Source organism: Cytobacillus sp. FSL R7-0680 (assembly GCF_038009245.1).
GTDB lineage: Bacteria > Bacillota > Bacilli > Bacillales > Cytobacillaceae > Cytobacillus > Cytobacillus kochii.
In genome coordinates, this window is sequence record NZ_JBBPAO010000001.1 from 2,452,828 (window position 1) to 2,465,460 (window position 12,633).

The following is a 12,633-nucleotide window of genomic DNA, read 5'->3' on the forward strand; positions in this document are numbered from 1 at the left end:
CACCAAACTAACCAGCTTTTTCATTCTGAAACCCATCTCTTATAAAGTAATAAATACTATGTGTAATCTTTATATCGTGAAGAATGATAAGCAATACAAGTGTGACTGGACCAATAAATAAGCCAAATGCTCCGAATAATTGGAGACCAACAAAAAGAGAGATTAACACAGCAACCGGATTTAAATCCATGCTGCTCGATAAAACTTTGGGCTCTAACAATTGTCTTACGACTAATGTCACACCATAAACAATGGCAATGCCAACCCCAAGTCTGACATCTCCTGTAATGAGAAGATAAACACTCCAAGGAATGAGGATTGTCCCTGTGCCTAAATAAGGTAGAAGTTCTGCGATACCTATAATAACCGCTAGTGTAAATATATTTTCTACTCGCAAAATAGCTAGACCAATGAAGACAATAATTCCTGTTGCGATCATTAGAATAAACTGCGCTCGTATAAAACCAAACAGTCGGTTTCTTATGGCAAAGTTAAACTCTTTTGCCTTCACTCTCACACGAAAAGGGAGGATTCTCCTGAAAAAACTTCTATATTGTCCCCAATCTTTTCCCATAAAGTAAATGCTTAATAAGAAAAAAATAAAGGCAACAAAAAAAGTAGGCAAGCTGAGTAGCAACTGAGATAACCAATCAACAACCCCTTGACCAATATCTCCTAAAATAGAACCAACCTGTGAACCAAGTTCCATTATTCCTTGCTTCATGGCCTGATTATTACCCGAACCAATTGAGTTAAATAACCCTGACGCATCTTGCCAAAAAGGTAAAATAACCGTATTAAAAAAGTGTTGCACATTAATAGAAGCGCCCTCTATCCAGTTAGGGATTTGCAAGAAAAAGGTTTTAAAATTGGCAATTAGTAAGAACAGTAGGCCAGTAATCATACCGCATATAACAAGAACACCGCCTAACAAGCCAACGAAGCTTGCCCATCCTGAAGAAAAGCGTAATTTACTTTGTAATAACCGAACAAGGGGCTGTAAAAACCAGGCAAATAAGGCAGCCAACCAGAAAGGATAGGTAAGGGTGAATGTTTTTATGACGAACCAGCCGACCAACACCAAAGTGAGTATAAGCACGCCAGCTCGTACAATCATCCAAGCATGACTTCTTTTCATAAAACATCCTCTTTTCATTCAATTCTACTGTTTATTTCATGTCATAATTATATACTAGTCCTCTGAAAGAACAAAAAGTCTACACTCGAAAACCATGAAAAATTTGGTGCGTTTTTTTGAAAAGTGCTGGATATTTAGAGATATTAAAGTTAGTAACTTTACAATAATGTCCTTGAAAGTGAAAAATTCCTTGAGCATCTCTATGCAGCTAAAGAAACAGCCCCACGCCCATTCTTCATATTCATGAAGACGATTAATGATTTGTGTGCAATCAAGAAAGGTATTAGCTGACTTTATTCATGAAAAGGCCCTGCTAGCAATAAAAAAGCACCTCCACTTGTAGATACCGTCTAACAAGTGGGGTGCAGTTTTTGATATTACTTATGGTTAGAAAGAATTCTACTTCCCTTTATATTGATATCCCTTACACTGTCGTTGTTAAGCTTCCGCATTCGCTTTCAATCGCTGCATCAAATAATCCTTGAATTCTCTTTGTTAACACGCCAGGTACACCTTCACCTACTTGTTTTTCGTTTATTTGAATGATAGGTGTAATTTCTGAAGTTGTGCTAGATAAAAATACTTCATCCGCTGTATTTAAATCATTTAACGAGAACGGCTCTTCCACTACCGGAATACCATCCTTTTCACAAACCTCAATCATTTTACGACGAGTGATGCCATTTAAAATCAGATTGGAAGCAGGATGTGTGTAAAGTGTTCCATCTTTAATAATAGAAATATTAGATGAGCTACCTTCTGTTACAACTTCGCCACGATGTTGAATCGCTTCATAACATCCTTTTGAGATAGCCTCTTGTTTAGCCATTACATTACCAAGTAAATTTAAGCTTTTAATATCGCAAAGTAACCAGCGAATATCTTCTTTTAATATGGCTTTGACACCATTTTCTAAATTCGCAAGCGGACGCGCTACTTCCTTCGTATAAGCCACAAATGAATGAGCTACATCAGAAGAGGGGTATGGATGATTACGTGGAGCTACTCCTCTTGAGAATTGCATATAAATCGTTCCATGCTCTAATGAATTTTTTGTTATTAATTGTGTTAACAGCTCTTTCATTTCTTTAACAGTATAAGTTAACTCCATGCCAATTTTTTTTGCGCTTAAAATAATTCGCTCCAAATGTTCTGTCGCTGTAAACATTTTGCTATTATAGACGCGAATGACTTCATACACTCCGTCACCAAATTGGTAACCACGGTCTTCAATATCAACATTTGCTTCCGATCTTTCAATGATATTGCCATTAAAAATGACATAATTCATGATAGAGCATCTCCTTCAACGATTTCATTTTTCCTTTAAAGTGCTAAACTTCAACGCTATCTTATCAAGGAAAACAGCATTTATCAATAGATTATTTTGTTAATTCGTATATTGCTTCTGCATAGATGGCTGTTGCTTTCAATAAATCTTCAATATACATATATTCATCTTTCTGATGGGCTACATCTTCTCTCCCAGGGAATAACGCACCAAAAGCTACTCCAGCTTTTAATGAACGCGCATAGGTTCCTCCACCTATCGAAAGTAATTCAGCTTCTTCCCCAGTCTGTTCTGTATACACTTTTTTTAATGTTTGAATGAGGAAAGAGTCACCATCTACGTGATGTGGTCTTGAATCATCTAGGTTTTCAAATAGCATCCCCAATGTTTGAGCTTTTTGTTCAATTTTCTTCAATGTAGATTCAATATCAGTAGTAACTGGATATCTCATATTTAAACCCAATCTACCTCCAGTTTGTTGTTTGTAATAGATTTTACCTACATTGATTGTCAAGTCTCCCGTGATATCGTCCGAGAAGGCAATACCTAACTGATTACCTCTAGAATCATTAGCAAAATGCTTCGCTATGAAACCGATAAATTGGTCTGCTTGTTGATCTAGCTTTAAACTTGAGAGAAAATCTGCTAATAATAGTCCGGCGTTTTTACCCAAATTCGGCTCCATCCCATGTGCAGATACACCTTCAAGCTCAAGAATAAGTTCACCATTGTCCATATAATATTTACCTTGAAGTTCTTTTTCCTTTAAAAAGTCAACATACATTTGTACAACTTCAGTTGGCTCATATTGAACCATAAGCGATGCTTTAGCAAAGTCAGGAACCATATTGTATCTTTTACCTGACTGGAGTGAGAGCACTTTTACTTGTGAGGAAGCGACACCGCGAATAATTTCTTTTTGCACAAGGTCAAAGTCAGCAATGCCCTTTTCTGCATAAATAATAGGAAAATCCGCATCTGGGGCAAAACCTAAAGTTGGCATTTCTTCTACTTCAAAGTATCGATCCACACAACGCCAATCACTCTCTTCATCCGTACCAATAATCATCCTTACTCGCTTGTTCATATCCAGGCCTAACTCTTTGACAATTTTCATTGCATAATACGCAGCCATTGTTGGTCCTTTATCATCAATCGCTCCACGAGCAAAGATTTTACCATCTCTTATTTCGGCACCATAAGGATCACTGGACCAGCCATCTCCCTCAGGAACAACATCGACATGACAAAGAATACCGAGTAACTCTTCACCTTGTCCAAACTCTAGGTGACCAGCAAGATTCTCAACATTTTTTGCTATAAATCCATCGGATTCACCTAAATTCAATAGATAGGTTAACGCTTCTTTTACCTCTTTACCGAGCGGTGCATCAGATGTGGCATTTTCCTCATCTAGCACACTTTTAATTTGCAATAACTTTTGTGTATCTTTAATTAAGTCGTCCTTCCTTTTCATAACTTCTTCTTGCCAATTAATATCACCCAATGTAAAAACCTCCTGCTATATGTAATCAACATCCTTCTCTTTTAAAAGGATTAATAAAGTAAGTGCTTTCATGGTTATTATAACACTACCCTTAAAAATATAACGATATGTACGGTATGTTTCTATTTCAAAGTCTACATCTTATATTCATTATTGATCATTTCTTTAATAAACGTTCAAAGTCCGAACAACACATCACATTGTTCGGACTTTCTTATCTTTCTTGTTCACTACTGGATAAGACCTTTCTCTTTTAAATATTCTTCTGCTACTTCTTTGGCACTTTTCCCATCAACATTCACTGCATAGTTCATTTTTCGCATCTCATCGTCTGTTATCTTCCCTGCCAACTGGTTGAGAGGATCAACAATTTCCGGATATTTCTCAATTGTTTCTTGTCTCAATAACGGTGCACCTTGATAAGGAGGAAATAGTGATTGATCATCTTCTAGAACAGTTAGTCCATACTCTTCTAACTCAGAATCAGTTGAGTAGGCATCAACAAGATTGATTTCACCATTTTCCAAAGCGGTATACCTTAATTTAGGCTCCATTGTCACCACTTCAGAAAAACTTAAGCCATACAACTCCTGAATACCGATGTAACCATCTTCTCGATCAGAGAATTCGAGTGTAAATCCTGGTTTCATCATGCTTTCAATTGCTTTTAAGTCGGATATTGTTTGAAGTTCATGTTCTTCGGCAAATTCATTAAGCACAGCTAATGCATAGGTATTATTATATTCCATTGGTTCTAATAGAACTAAATCGAATTCCTCTTGAATTCCTTCTTTCGCTTGTTCATAGACGGCTGTTTGGTCTGTGCTTACTGCTTCTTCCTTTAAAAACTCAGCAATCACTGTACCAGTGAATTCAGGATAAATATCAATACTACCGGAAGTTAAAGCTTTAAATACAAAAGAAGTCTTACCCAGTCCTGGCTGGAGCTCAACCGTTAAGTCTGTTTCTTCTTCAATCAATAATTTATACATATTGATAAGAATCTCAGGTTCTGATCCAAGTTTTCCGGCAATCTTCAAGTCTTTCTCTTGTTGAAAGATATAAGGAGACACCGTTACAAACAAGGCAATTATAGCTCCAATACTGACACCTACTAGCGCTTTCTTAAATGATAATTTCTGGAACCTTCTTAAAATAAAATCAAATAAAATAGCTAAAAGGGCCGCTGGAATAGCGCCAATTACAATTAGTGTAGAATCATTGCGGTCAATCCCTAGTAAAATAATATCTCCTAGGCCTCCTGCACCTATAAGTGCTGCTAGAGTTGCCGTTCCTATAATTAGAACCATACCTGTACGGATTCCAGCCATAATGACAGGTATCGCTAGAGGGAGTTCGACTTTCATCAACCGTTGTGCAGATTTCATTCCCATCGCACTGGCCGCCTCTTTTAAGGCTGGATCAACTTCTTTAATTCCTGTATATGTATTTCGTAAGATTGGTAAAAGAGCATAGGCAACTAAAGCAATAATAGCTGGGATCTTACCAATACCTAATAAGGGAATTAATAAGCCAAGTAAGGCTAAAGAAGGGATTGTTTGAATAACTGCCGCAATGCCAAGAATGGGTTCTGCTACCTTTTCATTCCTCGTTAAGATAACCCCTAATGGGATTGCAATAATCACGGCAAATAATAAACTAATAAACGAAATTTGTATATGCTCAATTAATGCACTGAGCAATTGGTCTTGTCTCTCTGATAAAACGTTAATAAGTTCATTCATACTCTCCACCCACATCTTTCGCTTGAGTGGCTAAAAACTGAATGACACTCTCCCTTGTAATCATCCCAACGATAACACCATTTTCTTCCACTGCTATTTTTTCATGTGTGACCAGTTGATCTAGCACTTGCTCTTTACTTATGTTTGACGTTACTGTTTCAGTGATTGATACATCGCTCGTATCAAAAGGAATCATCACATGATTAATGGCAAATCGATCAACTGTTTGGTCAGTTGAAGTGATGAACTCTTCAACAAATTGACTTTCAGGTTGATACCTCAGCTCTTCGGGTGTACCAATTTGGACCATTTTTCCTTCATTCATAATAGCAATGCGATCACCTAGCTTTAGCGCTTCTTTCATATCATGTGTCACAAAGACAATTGTTTTATTTATATTTCTCTTCATTAACAATAAATCATCTTGTAGCTTCACTCTCGTAATCGGATCAAGCGCACTAAATGGTTCGTCCATTAATATCACTTCAGGATTGGCAGCTAAAGCACGGGCGACACCTACTCTTTGTTGCTGACCACCAGATAGCTCAGCTGGCTTTCGGTTCCGATACGTACCTGCATCCAGTCCCACTAAGTCTAATAATTCTGTCACACGTTGATGAATTTTGCTTTTTTTCCATTTTTTTAATTCTGGTACAATGGCTATATTCTCTTCTACTGTCATATGCGGAAAGAGAGCTATCTGTTGCAACACATAGCCGATGTCATAACGTAAATCATGAAGAGCATAATCACTAATATTCCTTTCATTTATTGTAATTGATCCACCACTTGTTTCTTCTAAGCGGTTAATCATCTTTAGTGTTGTTGTTTTACCACAGCCGCTTGGACCTATTAATACAAATAGTTCGCCTTTTTCTATGGAGAAATCCAAAGAAGTGACGACTTCTTTTTCTCCAAAAGCCTTAGACACACCAGCAAATGTAATCATGAGTTTCCTCCAACTAGATAATTTCAATCTATAATAACTTCCCTAACATTTCATTCTTTAAACCAATAAAAAAGTTTTTTCTTTTATTTTTTTGAATATTTAGAACATAAAACAGGCTCCTTTAGCCATATATATGATGTTAAAAAGAATGGAGGATGCTTTTGTATATTTAGGAGGAAAAAGAGAAAAATAATGTAAAATCATGCAAGTGACTAGAAATTATCTGAAAATAGGTTTACAATATTAATAATTAGTATGACATCTTGATTATTTCTTCTGTTAAACCAAAAAAGGAGTTGTCTCGGGAAAAAGAAGACTACATATAACTGAAAGGACATGTTTCTTAACTGAAACTGTCGGTTGCAGGCACTTGCCATGGGTTTATAAATTGGATAGGGAGTGGTTTTTTGAAACCTTCGACTAACCGGATGTTAAACCGTATCAAATCCGTTTATATGTTTATTCGGAAAAACGGAACTGTAACAACTCAGGAGCTTGTAGAGGAATTCGGTATCACTCCTCGTACGATACAGCGAGATTTAAATGTTTTAGCTTATAATGACTTGGTGAAAAGTCCAAGCCGAGGAAAATGGACTATTACACAAAAGAAAGTGAAGATGTCATCATAAGAAAATGACAAGCGAAAAAAAGAAGCTCTTATTCAGGCTTCTTTTTTTGTTACAAAGTATATTTTAGTACTTACATTTCATTACTTGGATCATAAGATAATAATTCTTCTAATTCTTCATCCGTTAATTCTCGATATTCTCCTAACGCAAGAGAATCATCAAGTTGAAGCGGACCCATTGTAAGCCTTTTTAAATAAATCACCTTTTTATTTACTGCTTCAAACATGCGTTTGACTTGATGAAACTTCCCTTCTGTAATCGTTAAATAAATTTCAGAGTTTGTCTCACTTTTTAATATTTCTAGTTTTGCTGGCTTCGTTTCATAACCATCATCAAGCTTCACACCTTTAGCAAAGGAATGAATATCAGCCTCTGTTACTCTATCATTAATAATGGCATAATATGTTTTTGGCACATGTTTTTTTGGTGACAATAACTGATGACTAAGCTTCCCATCATTCGTTATTAGTAATAGTCCCTCTGTATCCTTATCCAGTCTACCTACAGGAAATGGAGAATAAACGATATCTTCCAGCTCTAATAGATCAATGACAGTTTGATGCATCGTATCTTCTGTGGCAGAAATTACCCCGTTAGGCTTATTCATCATTAAATATATGTATTCTTTATACTCAATTATCTCCCCATGAATACCCACTTCGTCCTGTTTTGGATCAATATGTTGTTTAGCATCTTTAATCTGCGCCCCATTTACCTTTACTGCTCCTTGCTTTAATAATTGCTTTACTTCTTTTCTACTTCCATAACCTAAGTTTGCTAACATTTTATCTATTCTCATCTTACTTACTCCTTTTATATCATCGTTCCTACGCACATATTGCTCTTATCAACATAGACTAACATCATAGTTTATCGATAAAGGAGTGCAAGAAACATGTATTACTATCGTCAACAACCAACGTTTTTCCCTATTCCAGGCTTCCCGCCGAGCAACACCAACCGTAGAATAGAGCGTTTAGAAAATCAAGTACAACGCTTAGAGCAACAATTCGATCGTTTAGAAAGAAGATTAGAAAGAGTGGAACGACGCATTGGTATTAGTCATCCGCCACCCTCTCCTCGCCCTTATTAAGGAAGGAGGAAAGACCAAGAGGAAGTTTTTCCTCTTTCTACATATCCTCTTTATGTCAGTTACTCCTAGTATATCATCTACCTAACATAATGTAACTTACACATACATCCTGGCTCATACACTCTTACTATTTGTTAGAGGACCTTTCTCTATTTCTTTGTTATCTCCATGCTTTTGTCTGTTTTCATTTAAATGACAAAGGGAACCTAATTTCTGTTGCCCATAGTGATGTGACATGTGTTTTTTCCTGTTAACTAACATTTTCCTCACCTCTTCATTCAGTTTTATTAAATATTCTATGTAAGTCCTTCAATAAGTGATTAAAACAATAGAAAATGAAACAAGACTGCATGGTTTCATCATGCAATCTTATGCTTATTTTACTTCCTCCAAATAAATGATAATGTCTTCTTTATCAACAGAAGGTGAATCCTTTAAGGTCTTAAAAGCAATCGATCCATCCTTTTTACGAACACATAAAGGATAACCGCCCACTTGTGCTTCCTCTATTTTTTCATAATTGTCGTTAGCTTGCTTACTTTCTATCGAATAAGTTGTATTTATCTTCTTATTTAACTCTGTGAACACATGCTCTTCGTCAAAAAGCATATGAGCTTTCACAGTTGTGGGAAACCCTCCATCCTTTTCCTCATCCATCCGCTCAGTCGCAATGGTAAACGTTTTATTATAGCCAAACTCCGGAAGAAATGACTGTGTAACCAGGGCATTATAATTAGGGTCATCAGACAATACCAGGATGAATTCGTAAGGAGTTAAGTCGATTTCGAATTGACTATGCTCATCTAGAATTTGTCCCGAGTAAGTTTCAATCCCCTTTTTTCGGATAAGCTTTAACTTGCCACTTGATGTGTCACTAATCAGTACAGGATTACCCAACTCTTTTAACTTGTATGCTAAAGCAATTGAAAAGCTACTTGCTCCAACAATCAGTACACCTGGCTCTGATTCAGATGCTAATTTTAATTTTTTTGCCAGCGGTGCTAACGTAAAACCATGAGCACAAACCGTAATAAAAACGAGAGCAAAAGTTAATGTTGTAAGTAATCCTGCTTCTCGATAACCATCATCCATTAATATAGTTGCGAAATAACCAGAGACCGTTAATGCCACAATTCCTCTTGGGGCAATCCATCCAATTAAAGTTTTCTCTCGGTTGGTTAGCTCTGTCCCTATTGTTGATATCCAAATCGATAGTGGACGAACAACAAATAACATCACGATTACAAAGCCAATAATTTGGATACTAAACACTTCTGCAATCGTCTCTCTTGTTAAAGAAGCTGTTAATAGAATAAATATTGTAGATGTTAAGATTACAGAGACATTTTCAATGAAGTGACTAATATTCCCAAGGGCAGATTCTCTTTTCTTCTCTCTAGCTAGCACAAGTCCCATCACTGTCACAGCAAGCATGCCTGTTTCATGCATAATCACTTCACTTATGCCAAAACAAATGAACACAAGAGATAAAGTAATAGGGGATTTCAAGTATTCTGGAAACAACCCTTTGTTAGCCATCCAGCTCAAAACCTTTGCAAATATGTAACCGATCACTATCGCTAATAATGAAGCTAACAAGAATTTTCCGAGTTCCATCATGCCTAATGTATCACTTACTAATACTTTAATAACCTCATAAGCAAATAAGGCTAGAAGTGGTCCTGCTGGGTCGACAATAATACCTTCCCATTTTAATAAAGCACTCACTCGTGGTTTAAGTTTGGACTGCCTTAATAAAGGGATTATAACAGTTGGCCCTGTAACGATAAATAATCCACCGATGATAAAAGCCACCTCTAAACTCAAGCCTGCGATATAGTGAGCTGCCAAAGATCCAAGTATCCAAGCAAGAAAAGCCCCAACAGTAACTACCCGAAAAACAGATTTGGAAATACTACGAACTTCACGAATATCAAGCGTTGTACTACCTTCAAATAATATGACAGCTACAGCTAAAGAAATAATAGGGCTATAAAGACTTCCTAGATCTTGTTCTGGGTTCAATAGTCCGAGCGCTGGACCGATTACTAATCCAGCAATCGACATAATCACAATTGAAGGCCATTGAATTTTCCATGATAACCACTGAGAAAAGACCCCTAAGGCAATAACGAGAATAATTCCTAATAATCCAAATGATTCCATTTTATTCACTTCTTTCAACGAAATACGCGAAGGATACACTTCTCTCCCTTTTTAGTAATTACAATTCATTTTGTTTTTCATTCACATTATCAATAAAAAGTAGGAAGAATGCTTTAGTTAGAAAATATTAAATATACTGAAAATTTACTGTTGACAGTATACATTTATATTCTTATGATAAGTACATATTGAATACGCTTACATTTTTTTGTTGAAAGGAGTGGTTTACTTGATTTCCATTATGAGAGAAACATTAACTGTACAAGTGTATCAGCATTTAAAAAAGAGATTATTAGACGGATATTATCCTGGAGGGGAAAGATTAATAGAAGTAAAAATCGCTGAAGAATTTAACGTTAGCCGAGGGCCAGTACGTGAAGCATTAAAAATGCTCATCCAAGAAGAATTAGTTGTACAAAACGGAAACACCCTTAAAGTATTTAGCCCTTCCCTTACGGATATGATACAAATTTATCAAATTAGACAGCAATTGGAGTCGTTCGCAGCAAAATTATCTGCTAAAAATATTGAAAATTCCGACTTAGAACTTTTAGAAAGCATTATTGATCAAACGAAACAAGCATGGTTATCTCAGGCGAAAGAGGATGTCGTAAGACTTAGTATACAGTTTCATGAAATCATCTTAAGCTCATCTGGAAATGATCATTTAGTTTCATTAACTAATACCATTCGTGATAAAGTAACCTATTTCAGAAATAGTGGGATTAAAATCGGCATACGAGACGAGAGTTGTATCGAGGAACACGCTCAAATTCTAGCCGCACTTAAAGAACGAGATAGCTTAAAAGCAGCCAATGAAATGTACAATCATATTGAACAAGATTTACTCTCTTTACAAGCAATCTATAAGTAAATTTATTTATTAATCATAGAGGTGAAAAAAATGTCCAATAAAGCGTTATCTGGTTTAAAAGTTCTTGAACTGGGACAGTTAATCGCTGGACCCTTCGCATCGAAATTATTAGCTGAATTCGGTGCAGATGTCATTAAAATTGAACCTCCTACAAAAGGAGACCCTCTTAGAACTTGGAGAGTAATAGAAGATGAGACTAGCCTTTGGTGGTATGTGCAATCTAGGAATAAGAAATCAATTACACTGGATTTAAAAAAAGAGGAAGGTCAAAAAGTTCTCCGCGCATTAGTAAAAGAAATTGATATTCTAATTGAGAACTTTCGTCCAGGTACCCTAGAGAAATGGGGTATTGGATATGAGGAATTAAAAAAAATTAATCCACGATTGGTTATGGTACGAGTGTCTGGTTATGGACAAGATGGACCCTACAAAGATAAACCTGGGTTTGGATCAATTGGAGAAGCAATGGGTGGACTTCGCTTTATAACGGGCTATCCCGACCTCCCTCCAGTGAGGGTAGGCATAAGTATAGGTGATTCCCTATCTGCTCTATATGCAGTAATTGGTGCACTAATGGCGGTTTATCACCGTGACGTAACTCATTCAAAAGAAGGACAAGTCATTGATGTAGCCCTTTATGAATCAGTGTTTAGTTTAATGGAAAGCATCCTACCTGAATACGGAAGAAATGGGGTAATCAGAGAGCGTACGGGTAGCACACTACCAGGTATTACTCCTTCCAATACATACCTTTGTTCGGATGGCAAATATATCGTCATTGGTGCGAATGGGGATACGATTTTCAAAAGGTTAATGAAAACCATTGGCAGAGAAGAGCTTTCAAAAGATTCTCGCTTTGAAAATAATATCGGTCGCTCTAAACATGCAAAGTATTTAGATCAGCTGATTGAAGCTTGGACGAGTCAGCACCCACTACTTGTAGTCAAAGAGCTCTTAGATGAGGCTGGTGTACCAGCTGGGTCGATTTATTCAATTGAAGATATTGTAAATGATCCACATTATCAAAACAGAAATATGATACAAGAAGTACCTATTGATGGAATCGGAACTTTGAAAATGCCAGGAATCGTACCGAAAATGAGTAAAACACCTGGTGAGATTAAGTGGGCCGGTCCAAACTTAGGGTCGCATACAGAAGATGTTTTAATGTCAGAATTATCGCTCACAAAAGAACAAATCGCAAAATTAAGAGAAAAAGGGATTATATAGAAGTAAAACAC

11 protein-coding genes are annotated in these 12,633 nt (G+C 36.5%); 4 read left to right on the forward strand and 7 right to left on the reverse strand.

Annotation, left to right across the window (positions count from 1 at the left end):
* Positions 1–7: 7 nt before the first annotated feature.
* From ytvI to MKY26_RS12155, 5 genes are all read right to left on the reverse strand, one after another.
* Positions 8–1,138 carry a sporulation integral membrane protein YtvI gene (gene ytvI / locus MKY26_RS12135; protein WP_095372198.1) on the reverse strand — a complete coding sequence of 377 codons (1,131 nt, stop codon included), beginning with the start codon at positions 1,136–1,138 and terminating at the stop codon, positions 8–10.
* 424 nt (positions 1,139–1,562) lie between these two features.
* Positions 1,563–2,429: a D-amino-acid transaminase gene (gene dat, locus MKY26_RS12140; protein WP_307316696.1), complete on the reverse strand. Its 867-nt coding sequence runs from the start codon at positions 2,427–2,429 to the stop codon at positions 1,563–1,565.
* A 91-nt stretch (positions 2,430–2,520) separates the two neighbouring features.
* Positions 2,521–3,936, reverse strand: a complete 1,416-nt coding sequence (gene pepV / locus MKY26_RS12145) for a dipeptidase PepV (RefSeq protein ID WP_095372196.1) — start codon at positions 3,934–3,936, stop codon at positions 2,521–2,523.
* A gap of 230 nt (positions 3,937–4,166) precedes the next feature.
* Positions 4,167–5,681 (reverse strand): osmoprotectant update ABC transporter permease/substrate-binding subunit OpuFB, encoded by a 1,515-nt coding sequence (opuFB, locus tag MKY26_RS12150; protein ID WP_341097683.1) that lies wholly within the window; start codon positions 5,679–5,681, stop codon positions 4,167–4,169.
* The gene (locus MKY26_RS12155; protein ID WP_095372194.1) at positions 5,674–6,630 is read right to left on the reverse strand and encodes an ABC transporter ATP-binding protein; all 957 of its coding nucleotides are present in this window, start codon (positions 6,628–6,630) and stop codon (positions 5,674–5,676) included. The genes opuFB and MKY26_RS12155 overlap by 8 nt, the downstream gene beginning before the upstream one ends.
* A gap of 407 nt (positions 6,631–7,037) precedes the next feature.
* Here MKY26_RS12155 and MKY26_RS12160 point away from each other — a divergent pair, with 407 nt between their 5' ends.
* On the forward strand, positions 7,038–7,259 hold the full coding sequence (locus tag MKY26_RS12160) for a DeoR family transcriptional regulator (protein WP_095372193.1): 222 nt from the start codon (positions 7,038–7,040) through the stop codon (positions 7,257–7,259).
* Positions 7,260–7,329: 70 nt separating this feature from the next.
* Here MKY26_RS12160 and MKY26_RS12165 read toward each other — a convergent pair whose 3' ends face one another.
* The gene (locus tag MKY26_RS12165; RefSeq protein WP_095372192.1) at positions 7,330–8,058 is read right to left on the reverse strand and encodes a pseudouridine synthase; all 729 of its coding nucleotides are present in this window, start codon (positions 8,056–8,058) and stop codon (positions 7,330–7,332) included.
* Between the two features lie 96 nt (positions 8,059–8,154).
* On the opposite strand from MKY26_RS12165, the gene MKY26_RS12170 reads away from it, so the two are divergent.
* Positions 8,155–8,352, forward strand: a complete 198-nt coding sequence (locus MKY26_RS12170; protein ID WP_095372191.1) for a hypothetical protein — start codon at positions 8,155–8,157, stop codon at positions 8,350–8,352.
* Between the two features lie 375 nt (positions 8,353–8,727).
* Here the strand turns inward: MKY26_RS12170 and MKY26_RS12175 are convergent, their stop codons facing one another.
* Positions 8,728–10,518: a cation:proton antiporter gene (locus MKY26_RS12175; RefSeq protein WP_341097692.1), complete on the reverse strand. Its 1,791-nt coding sequence runs from the start codon at positions 10,516–10,518 to the stop codon at positions 8,728–8,730.
* Between the two features lie 229 nt (positions 10,519–10,747).
* Between MKY26_RS12175 and MKY26_RS12180 the strand changes: the two genes are divergently transcribed.
* Together MKY26_RS12180 and MKY26_RS12185 are read left to right on the forward strand one after the other, a co-directional pair.
* Positions 10,748–11,392: a GntR family transcriptional regulator gene (locus tag MKY26_RS12180; RefSeq protein WP_095372189.1), complete on the forward strand. Its 645-nt coding sequence runs from the start codon at positions 10,748–10,750 to the stop codon at positions 11,390–11,392.
* A 30-nt stretch (positions 11,393–11,422) separates the two neighbouring features.
* Positions 11,423–12,622 (forward strand): CaiB/BaiF CoA transferase family protein, encoded by a 1,200-nt coding sequence (locus MKY26_RS12185; RefSeq protein WP_218971963.1) that lies wholly within the window; start codon positions 11,423–11,425, stop codon positions 12,620–12,622.
* Positions 12,623–12,633: the final 11 nt, after the last annotated feature.